Genomic DNA, 22,741 nt, shown 5'->3' with positions numbered 1-22,741 from the left:
TGAGCGCGCTCCGCCCTCCCCGTTTCCCCCATGTCCGGAGGCAGTTGTGGACCGCACCAGACCCGCTCTTCGACGCAGACTGCTCGCGGTGTGCACGGCCGCCGCGCTGGCCGTGCCCGGCCTCACCGTGCTCTCCTCGGCCGCCCGGGCAGCCGACGCCGACCTCGCGCGCAACGGCGGCTTCGAGTCCGGCCTCGACGGCTGGACCTGCACGTCCGGCAGCGGCGCCATTGTCGACAGTCCCGTCCACGGCGGCAGTTCGGCGCTGAAGGCCACCCCGGCCGGCAACGACAACGCCCAGTGCGCGCAGACCGTCACCGTGAAGCCGGACTCGCAGTACACCATCGGCGGCTACGTCCGGGGCAGTTACGTCTACCTCGGCGCGAGCGGCACCGGCACGAGCGACGTCTACGCCTGGACCCAGTCCGCGACCGACTGGCAGCACCTGACGACGACCTTCCGCACCGGCCCCTCCACCACGAAGGTCACCCTCTACACACACGGCTGGTACGGCACCGGCGCCTACCACGCCGACGACATCACCCTCGTGGGGCCCGGCGGGGACACGAGTCAGCCGCCCGCCCCACCCACCGGCCTGCGGACCGGCACCGTCACCGCCACCGCCGTCGCCCTGTCCTGGACCGCCGTCCCCGGCGCCACCGGCTACGCCGTCTACCGTGACGGCGCCAAGGTCCGCACGGTCACCGGCACGTCGGCCACCGTCGACGGACTGACGCCCTCGACCGCGTACGCCTTCCAGGTCGCCGCGGTCAACGACGCCGGCGAGTCCGCCAGGTCGGCGTCCGTCAGCGCCACCACGTCACCCGGCCCGGGCGGCGGGGACGGCGGCGGGGGCTCCTCGGACCTCCCCGCCCACGCCCTGGTCGGCTACCTCCACGCCAGCTTCGCCAACGGCGCCGGCTACACCCGGATGGCCGACGTCCCGGACAGCTGGGACGTCATCGACCTGGCCTTCGGCGAGCCCACCTCCGTCACCTCCGGCGACATCCGCTTCGACCGCTGCCCCGTCTCCGAGTGTCCGGGTGTGGAGAGCGACGCCGAGTTCAAGGCCGCCATCAAGGCCAAGCAGTCGGCCGGCAAGAAGGTGCTGATCTCCATCGGCGGCCAGAACGGACAGGTGCGGCTGACGACCACGGCGGCCCGCGACACCTTCGTCTCCTCCGTCTCGAAGATCATCGACGAGTACGGTCTCGACGGACTCGACATCGACTTCGAGGGGCACTCCCTCTCGCTCGACGCCGACGACACGGACTTCAGGAACCCGAAGACCCCGGTGATCGTCAACCTCATCTCGGCGGTGAAGACCCTCAAGGCCAGGTACGGCCAGAAGTTCGTCCTGACCATGGCCCCCGAGACCTTCTTCGTCCAGCTCGGCCACCAGTACTACGGCACCGGAAAGTGGGGCGGCCAGGACCCGCGCGCCGGCGCGTACCTGCCGGTCATCCACGCCCTGCGGGACGACCTGACGCTGCTGCACGTCCAGGACTACAACTCCGGCTCGATCATGGGCCTGGACAACCAGTACCACTCGATGGGCGGCGCGGACTTCCACATCGCCATGACCGACATGCTGCTCACCGGCTTCCCGGTCGCGGGCGACGCGAACAACGTCTTCCCGCCGCTGCGCCCCGACCAGATCGCCATCGGCATGCCGGCCACGACGAACGCGGGCAACGGGTACGTGTCACCGGCGGAGGTCGACAAGACCCTCGACTGCCTGACGAAGAAGACGAACTGCGGGTCGTACACCCCCCACGGCACCTGGCCCGCGCTGCGCGGACTGATGACGTGGTCGGTCAACTGGGACCGCTTCGGCGGCTGGGAGTTCTCGAAGAACTTCGACAGCTACTTCGGCTGAGAGCCGGGGGGAGGGGCGGGCCGGCCGGGTCAGCCGCGCGGTGACGCCGCCGTGGGTGCCCGGTCGGCGCCGGTCCCCCGCCGTCCCCGTCGCCGTTCCCCGTGGTCCCGGTACGGCTCAGGAACACCGTGAGTCCCAGCAGCAGCATCCCGCACAGGCACCAGGCGGCCACCACGTCCAGCGGCCAGTGGTAGCCCCGCCGGGCCAGCCCGAAGCCCACTCCGAGGTTGACGACGAGGCCGAGGCAGACCAGCCCCGCGCGGGCACGGGCCGAGCGCAGCCAGGGCAGCAGCAGGAGGACCGCCGTGCCGTACGCGACGGTGGCGGTGGCCGTGTGGCCGGAGGGGTAGAAGCCCGTGCCCGGGCCCGTCACCGGTGGGCCCGGACGGGCGACCAGTTCCTTGAGGGGCACGATCAGGGCCGGTACGAGGGCCATCAGGACGGCGCCGGCCAGCGGCGGCACCCACCAGCGCGGCACACCGGACCGGCGGGCACGCAGGGCGGCGTACGCGAGGGCGAGGGCCAGCACCGGGACGGCGACCGTGACGTTGCCGAGGTCGGCGAGCAGCTCCGGGAACCGGTCCGGACGCACGAGGCGGCCGCTGAGGCGCGCGTCCGCCCGGGCGAGCGGGCCGTCGACGGCCACCTGCCAGGTGATCAGCGCGAAGAGGAGGGCCAGGAGGCCGAGGAGGAGGCTCGGCCGCCCCGGAACAGGGGGGGTGGTTCCGGGGCGGCCGACCGGATCGGTGTGCCGCACGCCCCGGGGGGTCTGGGGCGAGCGGCCATCCGATCGGTGAGGAGATCCGGAGTCGGAGGCTCCGGGTGTGTGCGCGAGGGCACGACCAGGTCGAAGCCGGGGAGGCCCCGTCCCGGGTTCGCCCACAGTCCCCTGTGGGCGGGGTGTTTCTCTCATCTGGGTAGAACCTACGACAGGGCGTGCGTCCGGGTCAGCAGGAATCGCCTCCCGCCATCCACCTCGCACACCTTCTTCACACGCCCCGACGCCCGGCCGTGCCCGTGGCCGTTCGCGACGGGCACGGGCACGGGCACGGTGTGTCAGATCCCGGCGAACGCCTGCTCGATGATGTCGAGGCCCTCGTTCAGCAGGTCCTCGCCGATGACCAGCGGCGGCAGGAAGCGCAGCACGTTGCCGTAGGTGCCACAGGTCAGGACCAGCAGACCCTCCTGGTGGCAGGCCTTGGCGAGCGCCGCGGTGGCCTCGGCGTCCGGCTCCTTGGTGTCGCGGTCCTTGACCAGCTCGATCGCGATCATGGCGCCGCGGCCGCGGATGTCGCCGATGGCGTCGAACTTCTCGGCCATCGCCGTCAGCCGCGCCTTCATCGTCGCCTCGATCGCCTTCGCCCTGGCGTTGAGGTCGAGCTCCTTCATCGTCTCGATCGCGCCGAGCGCGCCCGCGCAGGCCACCGGGTTGCCGCCGTAGGTGCCGCCCAGACCGCCGGAGTGCGCCGCGTCCATGATCTCCGCGCGCCCGGTGACGGCGGCGAGCGGCAGACCGCCCGCGATGCCCTTGGCCGTGGTGATCAGGTCCGGGACGATGCCCTCGTCCTCGCACGCGAACCACTGGCCGGTGCGGCAGAAGCCCGACTGGATCTCGTCGGCGACGAACACGATGCCCTTGTCCTTGGCGAACGCGCTGATCGCGGGCAGGAAGCCCTTGGCCGGCTCGATGAAGCCGCCCTCGCCGAGCACCGGCTCGATGATGATCGCGGCCACGTTCTCCGCGCCGACCTGCTTGGTGATCTGGTCGATCGCCTGCGCGGCGGCCTCCGGACCCGCGTTCTCGGCACCGGTCGGCCAGCGGTAGCCGTACGCCACCGGCACCCGGTAGACCTCGGGGGCGAACGGGCCGAAGCCGTGCTTGTACGGCATGTTCTTCGCCGTCAGCGCCATCGTGAGGTTGGTGCGTCCGTGGTAGCCGTGGTCGAAGACCACGACGGCCTGCCGCTTGGTGTACGCGCGGGCGATCTTGACGGCGTTCTCCACGGCCTCGGCGCCCGAGTTGAACAGGGCCGACTTCTTCGCGTGGTCGCCCGGGGTCAGCTCCGCCAGCGCCTCGGCGACGGCCACGTACCCCTCGTACGGCGTGACCATGAAGCAGGTGTGCGTGAAGTCCTGGAGCTGGGCGGAGGCCCGGCGCACCACGGCCTCGGCGGACGCGCCGACGGACGTCACGGCGATGCCGGACCCGAAGTCGATCAGGCGGTTCCCGTCGACGTCCTCGATGATCCCGCCGCCCGCGCGCGTGGTGAAGACCGGCAGCACGGAGCCCACACCGGCGGCGACCGCGGCGGTGCGCCGGGCCTGCAGCTCCTGGGACTTCGGGCCGGGGATGGCGGTGACGACGCGGCGCTCCTGCGGAAGTGCGGTCATGAGGGGCTCCCTGATGATCTTGCGGCGGGGGGTCGGGGCGTTTTTCGGACGCTTGCCTTCTTTCTTCGCAGGCTAGGGCCGGGCCGGGGGGCTGGGCATGCTCCATGTGGGCAGTGTCGAAGGAGCCGGTTGTCCGCCGTGGACATAGAACGGTGGCGGCCGAAGATCTCCGCACCGGCGCGGGTCCGGGCGCGTACACGGTGGACTCCACCCGCCGGGGCACTAGATTGGCTCGCTGACGGTGGACGGAGCGGCTGGTCAGGGGGCAGGGGCGATGGACAGCGACGGCACGCAGGACGCACGGGGTACGCATCCCCATCCCGTGCCGCGCCCGGCGGGCCCGCCTCGGATGCCCGCCGGACCCCCGGCGGGCTCGTGGGAGACGCACACGGCGGCCCCGCCGCCGAACACTTCGCAGCCGCCCGCGACGCCGCCCAGGCCCGCGCGGGCCCCGGGGATGCCGCCGCTGCCGGACGGGTCGGCGTTCCTCACCTGGGTGCGGACTCCGCGCCCCGACGCGGCACCCGGCGTCTGGCGGTTCGGGCACCGGCCCCGCCCCGCCGAGGAACCGGAGGTCATCCCCGCCCGCCAGCTCGTCAGCGGGGCGCTGATCGCGTTCCTCGTCGGCTGGCTGATCTGGTCGCTGCTGTGGAACGGCTACCTCGGCGGCTGGTGGCTGCTGCCCCTCTACGCGATGATCCCGGACTCCTGGGCGCAGCCCCACAGCTTCGGCGCGGTGATCGTCGTCTACGCCTACTACACGGCCATCGCGCTCGCCATCATGATCGGAGTGGGACGGCTCGGCCGCTGGAACGAGATCTGGCGGAGGTACGGACTGCCCGCCTGGCGCCGCGCCGCGCCCGCCGACGAGCGCCCACCCGCCCCCGAGGACGACCCCGCCCTGTGGAACCCGCTGCGCGCCGCCGGTGCCGCCGAGGCCGCGGACCGGCTCTCCACCGAGGCGCACCAGGGCCTCATGCGCGACGTCGACCACGCCCGCATCCTCCGCGCCTGGCAGGGCGTGCGCAGCGGCCGGCACAGCCTCGCCACCTTCACCGGCGCGGTTCTCGAGGACGGCTCCGCCGCCTGCCCGCACCCCTCCGGACACCGCGACCTGCCCGGCCGGCTCGCCCGGCACGACCTGGTCACCGGACAGGTACGGCTCGGCACCACCGCCGACGACGCCCGCAACCCGTACGCCTACCGCGGCACCGGCCTCGCCCTCGGCCCCGACCTGCTCGGCACCTCACTGCTCGCCGTCGGCCCCGCCGGGTCCGGCAAGACCGGCGCCGTCGTCCGGCCGCTGGCCGAGTCCCTGTGCCTGCACGCGCTCGCCGGGCGCGCCGCCGTCGTCGTGGTGGGCGCCGCCGGCGCCGGGGTCGGCTCGGCCGACGCCTACGACGTCGTCGTACGGATCGGCAACCCCGAGTCCGTGTACGACCTCGACCTGTACGGCGGCACCACGGACCCCGACGAGGCGGCGGCCGTGCTCGCCGAGGCCCTCGTCGGCGACCTCGCCGACCCGCACCCCGGCGGCGACAGCCGCCGCTCGACCACTGTGCTCGCCCAGCTGCTCGGCCCGTACCACGCCGTCCACGGCCGCTTCCCCTCCGTGCCCGAGCTGCGGCAGCTCCTCGACGGCGCCCCCGGACCGCTCGGGGCGCTGCGCCAGGGGCTCCAGGACACCGGACAGGAGTCGCTGCTGCGCGAACTGGACGCGCGGGAGCGGCAGCTGGCCCACCCCGCGGACCTCGGCGGAGTGCTCGCCGACCGGGTCGCGCTGCTCGACCGGCCCGCCTTCGCCGGGTTCTTCGACACCTCGGGGCAGTCCCGGCCCTTCTCGCTGCGGGCCCTCGACCACCCCGTACGGGTCCGGATCGACCTGCCCGAGCGCGGCCACGCCGACGCCTCACGGATCCTCGCCCGGCTGGTGCTCGCCCAGTTCACCGCGAACGTCGCCGTCCGCGAGGACCGCTCGCTGTTCGCCGCCCTCGTCCTCGACGACGCGACCGGTGTCGTCACCCCCGAGGCCGTGCGCGGCATCCAGCGGCTGCGGTCCGCCAACGCGGGGACCGTCCTCACCCTGCGCACCCTCGACGACGTCCCCCGGGCGCTGCGCAGTCCGCTGCTCGGCGCCATCGGCTGCCGGATGGCGCTGTCCGGGCTCACGCCCTGGGACGGGCAGGACTTCGCGGAGGTCTGGGGCAAGGAGTGGACCGAGGCACGGGACGTCACCGACCGGCAGATCATCGCGGAGACCCCGGCGGGCAAGGCCGTGCACATGCTGCGCCGGGTGATCACCGGCAACGCGCCCACCGCGCGCGCCGTGACCGTGCGGCAGGTCGAGCGGGAGCGGTGGTCGGCGTCCGAGCTGGCGCACGCCGTGCCGCCGGGGCACGCGGTCCTCTCCCTCACCAGCGTGAGCGGCGAGCACGCGCCTCCGCTGCTGGTGGACCTCCGCGGCTGAGGCGCTCCCCGGCGGCGGGGCGATCCGGGCTTCGCGGCGCGCGGCGACCGTACAGTGAGGCAGAATCGACAGGGGCCGTTCATACGCGACGGCCAAAAGATCTACCCCCTCGGCGCCGGAGGATCACACCGCCTGCGACCGCCGGAACGATCACCGAACGCCGACCGCTCCGTGACCGCCGAAGTCCGCCCGAAGGCCTGAAGGTCCCATGCCTCCCACGCTCGCCTCGCTCGTCCACCACTCCACGCTCAAGCTGGCCGTGCGCGCGGGCGAGGAGCACCTGGACGCGGCCGTCCGCTGGGTGCACGCCAGCGAACTCGCCGACCCCGTGCCCTACATGGAGGGCGGGGAGCTGCTGCTCATCACCGCCCTGAAGCTGGACGCGGGGGACCCCAAGGCGATGCGCCGCTATGTGAAGCGGCTGGTCGGAGCGGGCGTCGTCGGCCTCGGTTTCGCCGTCGGCGTGCACTACGAGGAGATCCCGAAGGCCCTCCTCGACGCCGCCGCCGGGGCGGGGCTCCCGCTCCTCGAAGTACCCAGGCGCACCCCCTTCCTCGCCATCAGCAAGGCGGTCTCCGCCGCCCTCGCCGCCGACCAGTACCGGGCCGTGACCGCGGGATTCGCCGCGCAGCGCGAACTGACCAAGCAGGCCCTCAACTCCGGTCCCGAAGGACTGCTCGCCGCGCTCGCCGGGCAGGTCGACGGCTGGGCCGCTCTCTACGACGCGTCCGGAGCCGTCGTCGCCACCGCGCCCGACTGGGCGGGCCGCAGGGCCGCCCGGCTCACCGCCGACGTCGAGCGGCTGCGCGAGCGGCCCGCTCCGGCGAGCTCCGTCGTCGGCGGGCCCGAGGGCGAGGACCGGGTCGAGCTGCACTCCCTCGGGACCGGGCGCAGGGCCCGCGCCGCGCTCGCGGTGGGGACGGCCGCCGCACCGGGGACCGCCGAGCGGTACGCCGTGCACTCGGCGATCGCCCTGCTCACCCTCACCACCGAGCGCTCCCGGTCCCTGCACGCGGCCGAGCAGCGGATCGGCGGGGCCGTCCTGCGGATGCTGCTCGCGGGCGAACCCGACCACGCCAGGGCCGTCGCCGGGCATCTGTACGGCGCGCTGCTCGACGCCCCGTACCGGATGATCGTCGCCGAGTCGGCGTCCGCCTCGGCGGGCCGGGCCCATGCCGACGGCCACGCGCGCGTGGCCGCCGCCGCCAAGCCCCCGGCGGCCGCCCCCGCGCCCGCAGAGGCGGCGGGGGACCCGCTCGACGTCCTCGCCGAGGTCGTCGAGTCGGCCGCGGCCCGCTCCGGGGAGTCCGTGCTCGTCGTGCCCGACGGGGAACGGCTCGTGGTGCTCGCCGTGGACGGCGGAGCGGCGGTCGCCGCCTGCGGGGAGCACGCGGCGGCTCTGGAGGCGGCGCGGGGCGCGGCCCGGGGCGCCGCGGCCGGTGAGGAGGACGAGCTGGTCGTCGGCCTCTCGGCGCCCGCGGGACCCATCGCCGCTGCCGCCGCCTACAAGCAGGCGGAGCAGGCGCTGTCGGTGGCGCGGCGGCGCGGCCGCACCCTCGTCGAGCACGAGGAGCTGGCGGCGGGCTCGGTGCTGCCCCTGCTCGCGGACGACGCGGTGCGTGCCTTCGCGGACGGCCTGCTGCGGGCGCTGCGCGAGCACGACGCCACGGGGCGCGGCGACCTCGTCGCCTCGCTGCGGGCCTGGCTCTCCCGGCACGGCCAGTGGGACGCGGCCGCCGCCGACCTGGGCGTCCACCGCCACACGCTGCGGTACCGGATGCGCAGGGTCGAGGAGATCCTGGGCCGCTCCCTGGACGACCCCGACGTCCGGATGGAACTCTGGCTGGCCCTGAAGGCGACGGCGACCAGCCCTTCCGGCGTGTGAGCGCCTGGTCCAGCCCCTCCGGCGCTCAAGGAGCCGGGTCCGGAGCGGATCCCCGCGTTCGGGACCGGAAGGGGAGGCCCCGCACCCCCGCCCACCCGGCCAAACCGGCGTACCCGTCCCCCCGACTGCGACACCCCGGACAAACGACCGTCCGCCGTCCCGGCCCTACCGTGGTCGGGAAGAACCGACCAGAACCTCAACCTCGGAAGGGCCGGGACTCGCTATGACTTCCACCCACGCCTTCTGGCTCGCCGGCCGCCAGGCCACCGGTGAGACCACGCTCGACGTCACCTCCCCGTGGGACGGGCGGCTCGTCGGCAGGGCGAGCGTGCCGACCGAGGAGCAGGTCGAGGAGGCCGTCGCCGCCGCGTACGCCGTCCGCGACGAGTTCGCCGCGACGCCCGCCCACGTACGGGCAGCCGCCCTCGACCACGTCAGCAAGCGGCTGGCGGAGCGCACCGAGGAGCTCGCGCGGCTGATCTCCGCCGAGAACGGCAAGCCCCTCAAGTGGGCCCGCGGCGAGGTCGGCCGCGCGGTGTCCGTGTTCCGGTTCGCGGCCGAGGAGGCCCGGCGGTTCAACGGCGGCGAGGCCCAGCGTCTCGACACCGACGCCGGCGGCCAGGGGCGGCTCGCCTTCACCCGCCGTTTCCCGAAGGGCGTCGTCCTCGGGATCGCGCCGTTCAACTTCCCGCTGAACCTCTGTGCCCACAAGATCGCCCCGGCGATCGCGGCCGGTGTGCCGATCATCCTGAAGCCCGCCCCCGCCACCCCGCTGTCGGGTGTGGTCATCGGCGAGATGCTCGCGGAGACCGAACTGCCGGCCGGGTCGTGGAGCATCCTGCCCGTGGCGAACGACCGGATGCCCGCCCTCGTCCAGGACGAGCGGCTGCCCGTGATCTCCTTCACCGGTTCCGAGCAGGTCGGTTACGCGATCATGGACTCGGTGCCGCGCAAGCACTGCACGCTGGAGCTGGGCGGGAACGGCGCGGCCGTGGTCCTCGCCGACTTCGCGAGCGACGAGGACCTGGACCGGGCGGCCGGCCGCATCGCCACGTTCTCCAACTACCAGGGCGGCCAGTCCTGCATCTCCGTCCAGCGCGTGATCGCGGACGCCTCCGTGTACGAGCGGCTGCTGCCGCGCATCGTCGCCGCCGTCGAGGCGCAGGTCACCGGCGACCCGTCCGACGACGCCACCGATGTCGGCCCGCTGGTCAGCGAGGACGCCGCCAAGCGCGTGGAGTCGTGGGTCGAGGAGGCGGTCGCCGCGGGCGCCACGCTGCTCACGGGCGGCAAGCGGGACGGCGCCTCGTACGCGCCGACCGTGCTCGCCGACGTCCCGGCGGACGTGACGCTCTCCTGCGAGGAGGTCTTCGGGCCGGTCCTGACCGTGCAGAAGGTGGACGGCGAGGCGGAGGCGTTCGCCGCCGTCAACGACTCCAAGTACGGCCTGCAGGCCGGTGTGTTCACGCACGACCTCCAGGCGGCCTTCCGTGCCCACCGGGCGCTGGAGGTCGGCGGTGTCGTCGTCGGCGACGTCCCGTCCTACCGCGCCGACCAGATGCCGTACGGCGGCGTCAAGCAGTCCGGCGTCGGCCGTGAGGGCGTCCGGTTCGCGATGGACGACTACACGTACGAGCGGGTCATGGTCCTGACGGGTCTCGCGCTCTGACCGTCCCGCCCGTGCGGAGGGGCCCGGAGCCATCGGCTCCGGGCCCCTTCGCGTCGGCAGCCCCGGACCCTCAGCCGGAGAAGCCGACGTGCGCGAGCCGCAGCGGGCCGCGCAGTCCCAGGCGCAGGTCCCGCACCCCCGCGACGCCGGCCGTCCGCGCGGTGACGGTGGCGTAGTCGTACGGTCCCGGCGTCGCGCTCAGCCGCAGCACCGCCAGGATCGCGCCCCGGCCCCGGCGGCCCGGCATCCCGCGCCCCCGGACGAACACGGGCCCGACAGACCCGTAAGGGGACGGGGATCGGCCGAACGCTGCGCGAAGACTGGTAGCAGCGCCCGGAATCGGGTACCAACGATCGAGTAGCACCGGTCGGTAACGTACCGGGACCAAGATCCCTATTCGCGGCGAGGTGAGCCTCTTGTCCGCAACACCCCACCAGCCCACTGTCACCGAACGTGAGGCCCGTCAGGTAGCGGAGGCCGCGCGCGAGCAGGACTGGCGCAAGCCCAGTTTCGCCAAGGAGCTGTTCCTCGGCCGCTTCCGGCTGGACCTCATCCACCCCCACCCCATGCCCCCCGCCGAACACGTCCAGCGCGGCGAGGAGTTCCTCGCCAAGCTCCGCGACTTCGCCGAGACGCGGATCGACTCCGCCCGGATCGAGCGCGAGGCCCGCATCCCCGACGAGGTGATCGACGGCCTCAAGGAACTCGGCGCGCTCGGCATGAAGATCGACACCAAGTACGGCGGCCTGGGGCTGACCCAGGTGTACTACAACAAGGCGCTCGCCCTGGCCGGCTCCGCGAACCCGGCGGTCGGCGCCCTGCTCTCCGCGCACCAGTCGATCGGCGTACCGCAGCCGCTGAAGATCTTCGGCACCCAGGAGCAGAAGGACGCCTTCCTGCCGCGCTGCGCCCGCACCGACATCTCCGCGTTCCTGCTGACCGAGCCCGACGTCGGCTCCGACCCGGCCCGCCTGGCCACCACGGCCGTGCCCGACGGCGACTCCTACGTCCTGGACGGGGTGAAGCTCTGGACGACCAACGGAGTCGTCGCCGACCTCCTCGTCGTCATGGCCCGGGTGCCGAAGTCCGAGGGGCACAAGGGCGGCATCACGGCGTTCGTCGTCGAGGCGGGCTCCGAGGGCATCACGGTCGAGAACCGCAACGCCTTCATGGGCCTGCGCGGCCTGGAGAACGGCGTGACGCGCTTCCACCAGGTCCGCGTCCCCGCCGCGAACCGCATCGGCCCCGAGGGCGCCGGACTGAAGATCGCCCTCACCACCCTGAACACCGGCCGCCTCTCGCTGCCCGCGATGTGCGTCGGCTCGGGCAAGTGGTGCCTGAAGATCGCCCGCGAGTGGTCGGCGGCACGCGAGCAGTGGGGCAAGCCGGTGGCCTTCCACGAGGCGGTCGGCTCCAAGATCTCCTTCATCGCGGCGACCACGTTCGCCCTGGAGGCCGTCGTCGACCTGTCCTCGCAGATGGCCGACGAGGACCGCAACGACATCCGCATCGAGGCCGCCCTCGCCAAGCTGTACGGCTCCGAGATGGGCTGGCTGATGGCCGACGAGCTGGTCCAGATCCGCGGCGGCCGCGGCTTCGAGACGGCCGAGTCGCTGGCCGCCCGCGGCGAACGCGCGGTCCCCGCCGAGCAGATGCTCCGCGACCTGCGCATCAACCGCATCTTCGAGGGCTCCACGGAGATCATGCACCTGCTGATCGCCCGCGAGGCCGTCGACGCCCACCTCTCCGTCGCGGGCGACCTGATCGACCCCGAGAAGTCCCTCTCCGACAAGGCGAGGGCGGGCGCCAACGCCGGCGTCTTCTACGCCAAGTGGCTGCCGAAACTGGTCGCGGGAGCGGGCCAGCTGCCCCGCTCGTACGCGGAGTTCCATCCGGCGGGCCACCAGGACCTCTCCGTCCATCTGCGCTTCGTGGAGCGCGGCGCCCGCAAGCTCGCCCGCTCCACCTTCTACGCGATGTCCCGCTGGCAGGGCCGCATGGAGACCAAGCAGGGCTTCCTCGGCCGGATCGTGGACATCGGCGCGGAGCTCTTCGCGATGAGCGCCGCCTGCGTCCGCGCCGAGCACCTGCGGACCACCGGCGAGCACGGCCGCGAGGCGTACCAGCTCGCCGACGCCTTCTGCCAGCAGTCCCGCGTCCGCGTCGACGAACTGTTCGGCCGGCTGTGGACCAACACCGACGACCTCGACCGCAAGGTCGTCAAGGGCGTCCTGTCCGGTACGTACACGTGGCTGGAGGAGGGCGTCATCGACCCGTCCGGCGACGGACCCTGGATCGCCGACGCGACCCCCGGGCCGTCCCGGCGCGAGAACGTCCGCCGCCCCATCCGCTGACCCGCGCCCTCCATCCGCTGACCCGTACCCGCACCCGCTCGCGCCCGTCCCCGGTCCGGGGACGGGCGCGAGGGGAAGCGGGCCGACGCGCGCCACGAACCGCGCCGAAACGGGGGAATGCCGGGACACCCTGCCCTGCGCGGGCGGCGATGCGGCAAGAATGGGGGGATGAGCGACAGTCCAGCCCCCCTCGCCGACCCGCATCTCGTCTTCGACCCCGTCGACGGAGTCCGGGACGTGGTGATCCTCGGCTCCACCGGATCGATCGGCACCCAGGCCATCGACCTCGTGCTGCGCAACCCCGACCGGTTCCGGGTGACCGGGCTCTCCGCCGCGGGCGGACGCGTCGGCCTGCTCGCCGAGCAGGCCCGCCGGCTGCGCGTGAGGACGGTCGCCGTCGCCCGCGAGGACGTCGTACCGGACCTGCGCGAGGCCCTGGCCGCGCGGTACGGCACCGGTGAGCCGCTTCCCGAGATCCTCGCCGGCCCGCAGGCCGCGTCCCTGCTCGCCGCCTCCGACTGCCACACCGTGCTGAACGGCATCACCGGATCCATCGGCCTGGCCCCCACCCTCGCCGCACTCGAGGCGGGCCGCACCCTCGCGCTCGCCAACAAGGAGTCGCTCATCGTCGGCGGCCCGCTGGTCAAGGCGCTGGCCAAGCCGGGCCAGATCATCCCCGTCGACTCCGAGCACGCCGCCCTCTTCCAGGCCCTGGCCGCCGGCACCCGCGCCGACGTGCGCAAACTCGTCGTCACCGCGTCCGGCGGCCCCTTCCGGGGGCGCACCAGGGCGGACCTTGCGGACGTCACCCCCGCGGACGCCCTGGCCCACCCCACCTGGGCCATGGGACCGGTCATCACCGTCAACTCCGCGACCCTCGTCAACAAGGGCCTCGAGGTCATCGAGGCACACCTCCTCTACGACATCCCCTTCGACCGCATCGAGGTGGTCGTCCACCCGCAGTCGTACGTCCACTCGATGGTCGAGTTCACCGACGGATCCACGCTCGCGCAGGCGACGCCCCCCGACATGGGCGGACCCATCGCCATCGGCCTCGGCTGGCCCGAGCGCGTCCCCGACGCGGCCCCCGCCTTCGACTGGACCAAGGCGTCGAGCTGGGAGTTCTTCCCCCTCGACACCGAGGCGTTCCCGTCGGTCGGACTCGCCCGGCACGTCGGCGGACTCGCGGGCACGGCCCCGGCGGTGTTCAATGCCGCGAACGAGGAGTGCGTGGACGCGTTCCTGAGCGGCGCCCTGCCGTTCAACGGCATCATGGACACCGTCACGAGAGTGGTCGAGGAACACGGCACCCCCCGTACGGGAACTTCCCTGACCGTCGCGGACGTCCTCGAAGCGGAGACCTGGGCGCGCGCCCGGGCCCGTGAACTGACCGAACAGACGAAGCAGACGGCGCAGACCGCGGAGGCCCGTGCATGACGACCCTGATGATGATCCTCGGCATAGTCGTCTTCGCGGTCGGCCTGCTGGTCTCGATCGCCTGGCACGAGCTGGGGCATCTGTCGACGGCCAAGCTCTTCGGCATCCGCGTGCCCCAGTACATGGTCGGCTTCGGCCCCACCATCTGGTCGCGCAGGAAGGGCGAGACCGAGTACGGGGTGAAGGCGGTCCCCCTGGGCGGCTACATCCGCATGATCGGCATGTTCCCGCCCGGACCGGACGGCAGGATCGAGGCACGCTCGACCTCGCCGTTCCGCGGGATGATAGAGGACGCCAGGTCGGCGGCGTTCGAGGAGCTCAAGCCCGGCGACGAGACCCGTCTCTTCTACACGCGCAAGCCGTGGAAGCGCGTCATCGTCATGTTCGCCGGCCCCTTCATGAACCTGATCCTCGCCGTGGCGATCTTCTTCGGCGTGATGATGACCTTCGGCATCAACACCCAGACGACCACCGTCGGCAAGGTCTCCGACTGCGTCATCCAGCAGAGCGAGAACCGCACGAAGTGCGCCAAGGGCGACGAGGCGGCGCCCGCCAAGGCCGCCGGCCTCAAGGCCGGGGACAAGATCGTCGCCTTCGACGGCAAGGCCGTCACCGACTGGTCCGCCCTCCAGTCCGACATCCGCGACAACCCCGGCAACGACGTCACGATCACCGTCGAGCGCAAGGGCGAGCGGATCGACCTCGACGCCCACCTGATCAGCAACCAGGTCAGCAAGACCGACGGCCACGGAGGCTATGTCGAGGGGAAGTACGTGCAGGCCGGCTTCCTCGGCTTCACGCCCGCCTCCGGCATCGTCCAGCAGTCCTTCGGGGACTCCGTCGACCGCATGGGCGACATGATGCAGAACGGCGTCGAGTCGCTCGTCGCCCTTCCCGGCAAGATCCCCGGCCTGTGGGACGCGGTCTTCGGCGACGGCCCGCGCGAGGCGGACTCCCCGATGGGCGTGGTCGGCGCGGCCCGCGTCGGCGGCGAGGTCTTCACCCTCGACATCCCGCCGTCCCAGCAGATCGCGATGATGCTGCTCCTCGTCGCCGGCTTCAACCTCTCCCTGTTCCTGTTCAACATGCTCCCGCTCCTCCCGCTCGACGGCGGGCACATCGCGGGCGCGCTCTGGGAGGCGCTGCGCCGCAACACGGCCAAGGTGCTCCGCAGGCCCGACCCGGGCCCCTTCGACGTCGCGAAGCTCATGCCCGTCGCCTACGTGGTGGCCGGGATCTTCCTCTGCTTCACGGTGCTCGTGCTGCTCGCCGACGTCGTCAACCCGGTGAAGATCTCCTGACCGTCAGGGACCCGTCCGGCGCGTTCCGCCCGGCGGTCCCCAGGACGCTCCCCGCGGCCGGGCACGCTTCGTGCCCGGCCGCGACCCGTCGTGCGGTGTGAGCAGCGGGATGTGCCCGGGCCCAGGGCGGTGACGTAATCTCGGCTCCTGGAGCCCGCTGTTCCGGGACCTTGATACATCACTTGGGGTTGCACAGCAGATGACTGCGATTTCTCTCGGCATGCCGTCCGTCCCGACCAAGCTCGCCGAACGCCGCAAGAGCCGGCAGATCCAGGTCGGGACCGTGGCCGTGGGTGGAGACGCACCCGTGTCGGTGCAGTCGATGACGACGACGCGTACGTCGGACATCGGTGCGACGTTGCAGCAGATCGCGGAGCTGACGGCGTCGGGGTGCCAGATCGTGCGGGTGGCGTGTCCGACGCAGGACGACGCGGACGCGTTGGCGACGATCGCGCGGAAGTCGCAGATCCCGGTGATCGCGGACATTCACTTCCAGCCGAAGTACGTGTTCGCGGCGATCGACGCGGGGTGTGCGGCGGTGCGGGTGAATCCGGGCAACATCAAGCAGTTCGACGATCAGGTGAAGGAGATCGCGCGGGCGGCGAAGGACACGGGGACGCCGATCCGGATCGGGGTCAACGCGGGTTCGCTGGACAAGCGGCTTTTGCAGAAGTACGGGAAGGCGACGCCGGAGGCGCTGGTCGAGTCGGCGTTGTGGGAGGCGTCGCTGTTCGAGGAGCACGACTTCCGGGACATCAAGATCTCGGTGAAGCACAACGATCCGGTGGTCATGGTGAACGCGTACCGGCAGTTGGCGGCGGCGTGTGACTATCCGTTGCATCTGGGTGTGACGGAGGCGGGTCCGGCGTTCCAGGGGACGATCAAGTCGGCGGTGGCTTTCGGGGCGCTGCTGAGCGAGGGCATCGGGGACACCATCCGCGTGTCGCTGTCGGCGCCCCCGGCGGAGGAGGTCAAGGTCGGCATCCAGATCCTGGAGTCGCTGAACCTGAGGCAGCGTGGCCTGGAGATCGTGTCGTGTCCGTCGTGCGGGCGTGCGCAGGTGGACGTCTACAAGCTGGCCGAGGAGGTCACGGCCGGTCTCGAGGGCATGGAGGTGCCGCTGCGGGTGGCGGTGATGGGCTGTGTGGTGAACGGGCCGGGGGAGGCGCGTGAGGCCGACCTGGGCGTCGCCTCGGGCAACGGCAAGGGCCAGATCTTCGTGAAGGGCGAGGTCATCAAGACGGTGCCCGAGTCGAAGATCGTGGAGACCCTCATCGAGGAGGCCATGAAGATCGCCGCCGAGATGGAGAAGAACGGCACCGCCTCCGGCGAACCCGAGGTATCGGTAGCAGGCTGAGACCGGCTCCGTGCGGGTCTCCAGCCCGTCCGGCGTTTGAGGACGAGCCCGTGAGGGCGACCGGGGGTCCGGGGGCGGAGCCCCTGGGAACGGGACGGGAAGGGGCGGAGGGGGCGAAAACAGGCTCGGCACCCGCCCCTGCCCCGCCCCCTCCGGCACCGGCCCCGCCCCGAGGCGGGGCACGGCGTGAGCCGCCCCGCGCCGAAGCCGTCCCGCACCGGAGACGGAACCCCGGCCCGCCCCCGGCGCGACCCCGCCCCCTCACCAGGAACGCCCTCACCGAGCCGCGCCCCACAACTCCGCCAGGTACAGTGCGGAGACCAGCAGCCCGTACGGTGAGGCCCCTCGTGTTGACGCAGACCACCACCCGGGTCCTCGAACCGAGCGACCTGGACGCCGCGCTCGCCGTCCTCGACCGTGACCCGATCGCGAACGCCTTCGTGGCATCCCGGGTCCAGGTCGCCGGACTCGACCCCTGGCGCCTCGGCGGCGAGATGTGGGGCTGGTACGAGGACGGCATGCTGACGTCCCTCTGCTACGCCGGCGCGAACCTGGTGCCGATCTGCGCCACCCCGCGCGCCGTGCGCGCCTTCGCCGACCGCGCCCGTCGCGCCGGGCGCCGCTGCTCCTCGATCGTCGGCCCCGCGGAACCCACCGCCCAGCTGTGGCGGCTGCTGGAGCCGAACTGGGGCCGTGCCCGCGAGGTCCGCGCCCACCAGCCCCTGATGGTCGCCGACCGTCTCCCGGAGGGCATAGCCCCCGATTCGTACGTCCGCCGCATCCGCAAGGACGAGATGGAGACGATCATGCCGGCGTGCGTGGCCATGTTCACCGAGGAGGTCGGCGTCTCCCCGCTGGCCGGCGACGGCGGACTGCTTTATCAGGCCCGGGTCGCCGAACTGGTCGGCTCGGGCCGTTCCTTCGCCCGCCTCGACCAGGACGGCCGGGTCGTCTTCAAGGCGGAGATCGGCGCCGCGACCCGGCGGGCCTGCCAGATCCAGGGCGTCTGGGTCGCCCCCGAACACCGGGGCCAGGGACTCGCCGCCCCCGCGATGGCCGCCGTCCTGCGCTACGCGCTCGCGGACGTCGCACCGGTCGCCAGTCTCTACGTCAACGACTTCAACACCGCAGCCCGGGCCACGTACCGGCGGGTGGGCTTCGAAGAGGTCGGCGCCTTCATGAGCGTCCTGTTCTGATCACACCGCCTCCCGCCGGGTAGTCTCCCCGGCATGCTGCGCTTCCCGGGTCAGGGCCCCAGTAACCCCGACGACGTGGTCATCGGCCCACTGGATCTCGCCGCGCGCGTCGACGAGGCGCTCGCCGTGCAGGCCGTGGCCTTCGGGCTCGGCGCCGACGAGGTCGCCGTACGGCGGCAGATCGTGCTGCGGCACCTCACCCAGCCCGGCGCCCGCGCCCTCGGCGCCACCACCCCCGACGGACGGCTGGTCGGCTTCGTCTACGGGATGCCCAACGACCGGTCCCACTGGTGGTCCACCGTCGTCGAGCCCTACCTGCGCGCCCAGGGCCACGAAGGCTGGCTCGACGACTCCTTCGTGATCACCGAGCTGCACGTCCACCCGCACTACCAGAACCGCGGCATCGGACGCTCCCTGATCACCGGCATCACCGACGGGGCCGCACAGCCCCGCTCGATCCTCTCCGCCATCGACACGCGGAGCCCTGCGCGCGGCCTCTACCGCTCGCTCGGCTACCAGGACCTGGCACGCCGGGTCCTGTTCCCCAGCGCCCCGAAGCCGTACGCCGTGATGGGGGCGCCGCTGCCGCTGCGGCGACGATGACCCGGCCGCGCCGCGACGGCGGGATGCTCCCGGCCGAGGGCGCGGCAAGGAATGGATTTCCACCGCCCCGTCCCGCCCGGCTAACCTCCTAGGCATCACCCTTACGCAGCAGGAGTCGAGAATCATGGCCCAGGTCCAGCGCATGTCCCGTTTGATGGTCAAGACACTGCGTGACGACCCGGCGGACGCCGAGACGCTCAGCCACAAACTGCTCGTCCGCGCCGGCTACGTGCGCCGCAACTCCGCGGGCATCTGGAGCTGGCTGCCGCTCGGCAAGAAGGTCCTCGACAACGTCTCGCGCGTGGTCCGCGAGGAGATGGACGCGATCGGCGCCCAGGAGGTCCTGCTCCCCGCCCTGCTGCCCAAGGAGCCGTACGAGGCCTCCGCGCGCTGGGAGGAGTACGGCGACCTGCTGTTCCGGCTCAAGGACCGCAAGGGCGGCGAGTACCTGCTCGGCCCGACCCACGAGGAGATCTTCACCCTCGTGGTGAAGGACCAGGTGGCGTCGTACAAGGACCTTCCGGTCATGCTCTACCAGATCCAGACGAAGTACCGCGACGAGGCCCGTCCGCGCTCCGGCGTGCTGCGCGGCCGTGAGTTCCAGATGAAGGACTCGTACTCCTTCGACACCACGGACGAGGGCCTGGCCGAGTCGTACGCGCTGCACCGCGCCGCCTACCAGAAGATCTTCGCCCGCCTCGGCCTCGACTACCGCATCGTGTCGGCGGTCTCGGGCGCGATGGGCGGCTCGGCCTCCGAGGAGTTCCTCGCGCCCGCCGCAGCCGGCGAGGACACCTTCGTGGACTGCCCGGCCTGCGACTACGCGGCGAACACGGAGGCCGTGACCTTCGCGCTCACGCCCGTCTCCGAGGAGCACGGCCCCGTCGAGGAGCTGGACACCCCCGACACGCCGACCATCGAGACACTCGCCGAGCACCTGGGTGTGCCGGCCTCGGCGACCCTGAAGAACCTGCTGGTCAAGGTCGACGGCGAGATCGTCGCCGTCGGCGTCCCGGGCGACCGCGAGGTCGACCTCGGCAAGCTGGGCGAGCACCTCGCCCCCGCCGTCGTCGAACTGGTGACGGCCGAGGACTTCGAGGGCCGCGACGACCTCGTACGGGGCTACGTGGGCCCGCAGGGCCTGGAGAAGGTCCGCTACATCGCCGACCCGCGCGTCGCCCCCGGCACGGCGTGGATCACCGGCGCCAACAAGCCCGACACGCACGCGAAGAACGTCGTCGCGGGCCGTGACTTCCAGGTCGACGACTACCTCGACGTCGTCGTGGTCGAGGAGGGCGACCCCTGCCCCGCCTGCGGCACCGGCCTCAAGCTCGACCGTGCGATCGAGATCGGTCACATCTTCCAGCTGGGCCGCAAGTACGCGGACACCTTCCAGCTCGACGTCCTGGGCCAGCAGGGCAAGCCGGTCCGCGTGACCATGGGCTCGTACGGCATCGGCGTCTCGCGTGCCGTCGCGGCGCTGGCCGAGCAGTCGGCCGACGACCAGGGCCTGTGCTGGCCCAAGGAGATCGCCCCGGCCGACGTCCACGTCGTCGCCGCGGGCAAGGCCCTGCAGACCGAGCTGGCCCTCGACGTCTCCGAGCAGCTGGGCGCGGCGGGCGTCCGCGTCCTGGTCGACGACCGGGCCGGGGTCTCCCCGGGCGTGAAGTTCACGGACGCCGAGCTCATCGGCGTGCCGAAGATCCTGGTCGCGGGCCGCCGCTCGGCCGAGGGCGTCCTGGAGCTGAAGGACCGCCGCACCGGTGAGCGCGAGGAGCTGACGGTCGCCGAGGCGATCGCCCGTCTCTCGGCCTGACACGAACGGCCGCGGGCCCCGTTCTCCCACCGAGGAGAACGGGGCCCGTTCCCATGCCGCAGCACGGGAGCCGGCATGGGGGCGGCCCTCTGTGGAGCCCGTGGATGCAGCGGGCCGGGACCCCTACAGCCAGCCCGCGAACTCCAGCAGCAGTTCCGCGTCCTGGGCGCGGCCCACACGGCGGGCCCGTACGCCCGACTCGACCGCGCGGAAGAGGGTCCAGCCGCGCAGCCGTTCCTGGTCCACCTCCAGGGACTCCGCGAGACGCTTCACCCGGCGGCGGGTGATCGAGGCGCCCGACGGGGAGGCGATCAGGTCCTCCACCCGGTCGCGCACCAGCCGGGCCAGGTCGAACGCGCACTCGCCGATCACCGGGTCGGGGCCCACGGCCAGCCACGGCATCCGCTCCCCGGCCAGCACCTTGCTCTGCCGGAACGTGCCGTGCAGCAGCCGCGCCTCCGGAGCCTGGTCGAGCAGCTCGTCGCGGGCCGCCAGCGCCGCGTCCACCAGCGGGCCGACGACCGCGTCGGATTCCGCCCGCATGGCCTCGGCCTGGCGGCCGGTCCGCTCCGCGACCGTCTCGAAGACGTGCCCGGCCGGCGGCTCCACCCACAGCCGGCGCAGCGTCCCCGCCGCTTCCAGCAGCGCCTTCGGCTCCGGCAGCGACCGCACGGACATCTCGGGGTGCAGCCGCTCCAGCAGCAGTACGCCATGGGTGTCGCCCGGGTCGAGGAGCCGTACCGCGCCCCGTCCGTCCCAGTGGGCCAGTGCGGCCCGCTCGCTCTCGGGCCGGGCCCGGGGCGGCGCGAGCTTCAGCACCGCGGGCGTCCCGTCGATCCGCCGCACCAGGACGACCAGGCTGCTGCGCCCGCCGGGGGCCTGGACCCGTTCGACGGTCAACTCCCGCTGCTCGACGGCTTCCTGGAGCAATCGCGGCAACGCGTCCAGCCAGCCATCCGTGGCGTCCGCCGAGTGCGCAGCGCCCGCCGGGTCCGGTGAGCCGGGCCCACCGGACGCCCCCGTCACGCCCCGCCGCGCCTCACCGAGTGCCCGTACGAGCCTGGGCGGCGGTTCGAAAGCCATGCGCGCGTTGTCCTCTCCGACGTCGCCTTCGTCCGCGTACGCGTCACGTCCGCGGTGCCGCCGACGCGGTGGCGGTGGCCGGCCGCTCGGCGAGACCAGGGAAGGCTACGCTGCCGCCCCGCCACCGCACCGCCCGCACCGCCGCTTCCCGCAGGGCGTCCGCCGCCCCGCGCCGGCGGTCCCCGCGCGCGGCCCGCACCAGGTCGGAGTAGACCCCCGCCACCCGCTCCTCCAGCTCGGCCGCGAGCCGCAGGGCCGCCGCCGGGTCCGGGACGGCGAAAGGCAGGGCGTACGCCGCCGACGCGGCCTGCGGCTCGCCCCCGAGGTCCCGTACCGCGCGGGTGAGTTCGTCCCGCCGGGCGCGGTGCGCGTCGTACGCCGCCCGCGCCTCGTCCCGCCGCTTCTCGCCGATCCTGCCGCCGACGACCCCGTACCCGTAGACGGCGGCGTGCTCCGCGCCCAGCGCGGCCTGCAGGGCCCGCAGTTCGCCCGCTCGTTCCTCGCTCACTTGTCGCCCTCCGTCAGCAGATACGCGTGCGCCGCCCCGGCCGCCGCGACCGAGGCCAGCAGCCGGGCCAGTTCGCCCGGCACATCCAGCAGCGCCTTGGCCCGCCCGTCCGCCAGGGAACGTTCCGCCGAGGCGAGGCCGGCCAGCGCGTCCCGCTCGTCGGCCGGCACGGTGGCCGTGGCCGCCGGGGAGGGGGAAGCGGATCCGGACGCCTTCCTCGCCGACGGAGTCGCCGGTGAGGCGGAGGCCGGCGCGTCCTTCCCGGCGCCGAACGCCTCCGCGTGACGCAGGACCTCCGCGCGCAGCGGCCCCAGACGCTCCGCGAGCTTCGGGTGCACCCCGATCACCGCGGCGTAGTGCGCCGCGAGCGTCTCGCTGTCGCGGGCGGCGCGCGTGCGCGCGCGGTCGGCGGCCGACGGGCCCTTCGCGGCCGTGCCGTCCGACGAGCCGGACCCGGAACAGCCCGCGAGCACCAGGGTGCCCGCGGCGGACGCGAAGAGGAGAGATCTCCGGCGCGGCCCCGAGGGGTCGCGCGGCGGCGGGGTGAACGGCACGGCAGACGTCCTCGGAGGGCTCGTACGAACAGGAGAGCGGCCAGGAGGGCGGCGCGCCCTTGATCAAGGTACCCGCGCCCCGCCTCCGCGTCCGACAGCGGCTCTCCCCGCGCTCCGCCCGCCCGCGCGCGGATACGCGGTCCCGCTGCGCCTCGCCCACGCGGGACACGGCCCGGCATCGCGTCCCCGCGCACCGCCGGGACGAGCCGAGGTGGACGGCAACACCCTCCGGGACCGGATA

Annotated in this window: 17 protein-coding genes; 11 read left to right on the top strand and 6 right to left on the bottom strand. The window is 73.1% G+C overall.

The annotated features are described in order from the left end of the window. Positions 1-46 precede the first annotated feature (46 nt). Positions 47-1,879 carry a carbohydrate binding domain-containing protein gene (locus tag ACFY93_RS24435; RefSeq protein ID WP_391362757.1) on the top strand — a complete coding sequence of 611 codons (1,833 nt, stop codon included), beginning with the start codon at positions 47-49 and terminating at the stop codon, positions 1,877-1,879. On the opposite strand, the gene ACFY93_RS24430 is transcribed toward ACFY93_RS24435, so the two are convergent. Then, entirely contained in the window at positions 1,818-2,636 is an 819-nt protein-coding gene (locus tag ACFY93_RS24430; RefSeq protein ID WP_391362755.1) for a phosphatase PAP2 family protein, read from the bottom strand. The two genes, ACFY93_RS24435 and ACFY93_RS24430, sit on opposite strands and share 62 nt — an antisense overlap. Positions 2,637-2,935: 299 nt before the next feature. Beyond that, a complete protein-coding gene (gabT, locus tag ACFY93_RS24425) occupies positions 2,936-4,270 on the bottom strand; it encodes a 4-aminobutyrate--2-oxoglutarate transaminase (protein ID WP_391362753.1) in 1,335 nt (444 codons plus the stop codon). 274 nt (positions 4,271-4,544) lie between these two features. Between gabT and ACFY93_RS24420 the strand changes: the two genes are divergently transcribed. The 3 genes from ACFY93_RS24420 (at position 4,545) to ACFY93_RS24410 (ending at position 10,291) form a co-directional block, all read left to right on the top strand. Then, complete coding sequence (locus tag ACFY93_RS24420) at positions 4,545-6,737, top strand: ATP-binding protein (RefSeq protein ID WP_391362751.1); 2,193 nt, start codon at positions 4,545-4,547, stop codon at positions 6,735-6,737. Between the two features lie 208 nt (positions 6,738-6,945). After that, on the top strand, positions 6,946-8,622 hold the full coding sequence (locus ACFY93_RS24415) for a PucR family transcriptional regulator ligand-binding domain-containing protein (RefSeq protein WP_391362749.1): 1,677 nt from the start codon (positions 6,946-6,948) through the stop codon (positions 8,620-8,622). Between the two features lie 223 nt (positions 8,623-8,845). Continuing rightward, positions 8,846-10,291: an aldehyde dehydrogenase family protein gene (locus ACFY93_RS24410; RefSeq protein ID WP_391362747.1), complete on the top strand. Its 1,446-nt coding sequence runs from the start codon at positions 8,846-8,848 to the stop codon at positions 10,289-10,291. A 70-nt stretch (positions 10,292-10,361) separates the two neighbouring features. Here the strand turns inward: ACFY93_RS24410 and ACFY93_RS24405 are convergent, their stop codons facing one another. Further along, complete coding sequence (locus tag ACFY93_RS24405) at positions 10,362-10,538, bottom strand: hypothetical protein (RefSeq protein WP_391362745.1); 177 nt, start codon at positions 10,536-10,538, stop codon at positions 10,362-10,364. Between the two features lie 160 nt (positions 10,539-10,698). On the opposite strand from ACFY93_RS24405, the gene ACFY93_RS24400 reads away from it, so the two are divergent. The 7 genes from ACFY93_RS24400 (at position 10,699) to ACFY93_RS24370 (ending at position 20,355) form a co-directional block, all read left to right on the top strand. Beyond that, the gene (locus ACFY93_RS24400) at positions 10,699-12,645 is read left to right on the top strand and encodes an acyl-CoA dehydrogenase family protein (protein WP_391362743.1); all 1,947 of its coding nucleotides are present in this window, start codon (positions 10,699-10,701) and stop codon (positions 12,643-12,645) included. 168 nt (positions 12,646-12,813) lie between these two features. Then, the gene (gene dxr / locus ACFY93_RS24395) at positions 12,814-14,082 is read left to right on the top strand and encodes a 1-deoxy-D-xylulose-5-phosphate reductoisomerase (protein WP_391362741.1); all 1,269 of its coding nucleotides are present in this window, start codon (positions 12,814-12,816) and stop codon (positions 14,080-14,082) included. Continuing rightward, the gene (locus tag ACFY93_RS24390; protein ID WP_391362739.1) at positions 14,079-15,383 is read left to right on the top strand and encodes a site-2 protease family protein; all 1,305 of its coding nucleotides are present in this window, start codon (positions 14,079-14,081) and stop codon (positions 15,381-15,383) included. The genes dxr and ACFY93_RS24390 overlap by 4 nt, the downstream gene beginning before the upstream one ends. A gap of 199 nt (positions 15,384-15,582) precedes the next feature. Then, a complete protein-coding gene (gene ispG, locus ACFY93_RS24385; RefSeq protein ID WP_391362737.1) occupies positions 15,583-16,740 on the top strand; it encodes a flavodoxin-dependent (E)-4-hydroxy-3-methylbut-2-enyl-diphosphate synthase in 1,158 nt (385 codons plus the stop codon). 347 nt (positions 16,741-17,087) lie between these two features. Further along, complete coding sequence (locus tag ACFY93_RS24380) at positions 17,088-17,936, top strand: GNAT family N-acetyltransferase (protein ID WP_391362735.1); 849 nt, start codon at positions 17,088-17,090, stop codon at positions 17,934-17,936. A gap of 33 nt (positions 17,937-17,969) precedes the next feature. Beyond that, positions 17,970-18,539, top strand: a complete 570-nt coding sequence (locus tag ACFY93_RS24375; RefSeq protein WP_391362733.1) for a GNAT family N-acetyltransferase — start codon at positions 17,970-17,972, stop codon at positions 18,537-18,539. Between the two features lie 124 nt (positions 18,540-18,663). Then, a complete protein-coding gene (locus ACFY93_RS24370) occupies positions 18,664-20,355 on the top strand; it encodes a proline--tRNA ligase (protein WP_391362731.1) in 1,692 nt (563 codons plus the stop codon). A gap of 123 nt (positions 20,356-20,478) precedes the next feature. Here ACFY93_RS24370 and ACFY93_RS24365 read toward each other — a convergent pair whose 3' ends face one another. The 3 genes from ACFY93_RS24365 to ACFY93_RS24355 are packed head-to-tail and all read right to left on the bottom strand — an operon-like array spanning position 20,479 to position 22,500. Next, complete coding sequence (locus tag ACFY93_RS24365; RefSeq protein WP_391362729.1) at positions 20,479-21,438, bottom strand: aminoglycoside phosphotransferase family protein; 960 nt, start codon at positions 21,436-21,438, stop codon at positions 20,479-20,481. A 43-nt stretch (positions 21,439-21,481) separates the two neighbouring features. After that, complete coding sequence (locus ACFY93_RS24360) at positions 21,482-21,946, bottom strand: DUF4439 domain-containing protein (RefSeq protein ID WP_391362727.1); 465 nt, start codon at positions 21,944-21,946, stop codon at positions 21,482-21,484. Then, positions 21,943-22,500: a hypothetical protein gene (locus ACFY93_RS24355; RefSeq protein WP_391362725.1), complete on the bottom strand. Its 558-nt coding sequence runs from the start codon at positions 22,498-22,500 to the stop codon at positions 21,943-21,945. The genes ACFY93_RS24360 and ACFY93_RS24355 overlap by 4 nt, the downstream gene beginning before the upstream one ends. Positions 22,501-22,741: the final 241 nt, after the last annotated feature.

Origin of the sequence: Streptomyces sp. NPDC008313, from assembly GCF_042956125.1 — a bacterium.
In the GTDB taxonomy this organism is placed as follows: Bacteria; Actinomycetota; Actinomycetes; order Streptomycetales; family Streptomycetaceae; genus Streptomyces.
Note: the sequence above shows the minus strand (reverse complement) of the source record. Positions and strands in the feature narration are given on the sequence as shown.

Excerpts from the sequence above, each read along its gene's own strand:
- gabT (WP_391362753.1), bottom strand. The coding sequence starts at position 4,270 with ATGACCGCACTTCCGCAGGAGCGCCGCGTCGTCACCGCCATCCCCGGC.
- ACFY93_RS24420 (WP_391362751.1), top strand. The coding sequence starts at position 4,545 with ATGGACAGCGACGGCACGCAGGACGCACGGGGTACGCATCCCCATCCC.
- ACFY93_RS24415 (WP_391362749.1), top strand. The coding sequence starts at position 6,946 with ATGCCTCCCACGCTCGCCTCGCTCGTCCACCACTCCACGCTCAAGCTG.
- ACFY93_RS24410 (WP_391362747.1), top strand. The coding sequence starts at position 8,846 with ATGACTTCCACCCACGCCTTCTGGCTCGCCGGCCGCCAGGCCACCGGT.
- ACFY93_RS24405 (WP_391362745.1), bottom strand. The coding sequence starts at position 10,538 with ATGCCGGGCCGCCGGGGCCGGGGCGCGATCCTGGCGGTGCTGCGGCTG.
- dxr (WP_391362741.1), top strand. The coding sequence starts at position 12,814 with ATGAGCGACAGTCCAGCCCCCCTCGCCGACCCGCATCTCGTCTTCGAC.
- ACFY93_RS24390 (WP_391362739.1), top strand. The coding sequence starts at position 14,079 with ATGACGACCCTGATGATGATCCTCGGCATAGTCGTCTTCGCGGTCGGC.
- ispG (WP_391362737.1), top strand. The coding sequence starts at position 15,583 with ATGACTGCGATTTCTCTCGGCATGCCGTCCGTCCCGACCAAGCTCGCC.
- ACFY93_RS24375 (WP_391362733.1), top strand. The coding sequence starts at position 17,970 with ATGCTGCGCTTCCCGGGTCAGGGCCCCAGTAACCCCGACGACGTGGTC.
- ACFY93_RS24370 (WP_391362731.1), top strand. The coding sequence starts at position 18,664 with ATGGCCCAGGTCCAGCGCATGTCCCGTTTGATGGTCAAGACACTGCGT.
- ACFY93_RS24365 (WP_391362729.1), bottom strand. The coding sequence starts at position 21,438 with ATGGCTTTCGAACCGCCGCCCAGGCTCGTACGGGCACTCGGTGAGGCG.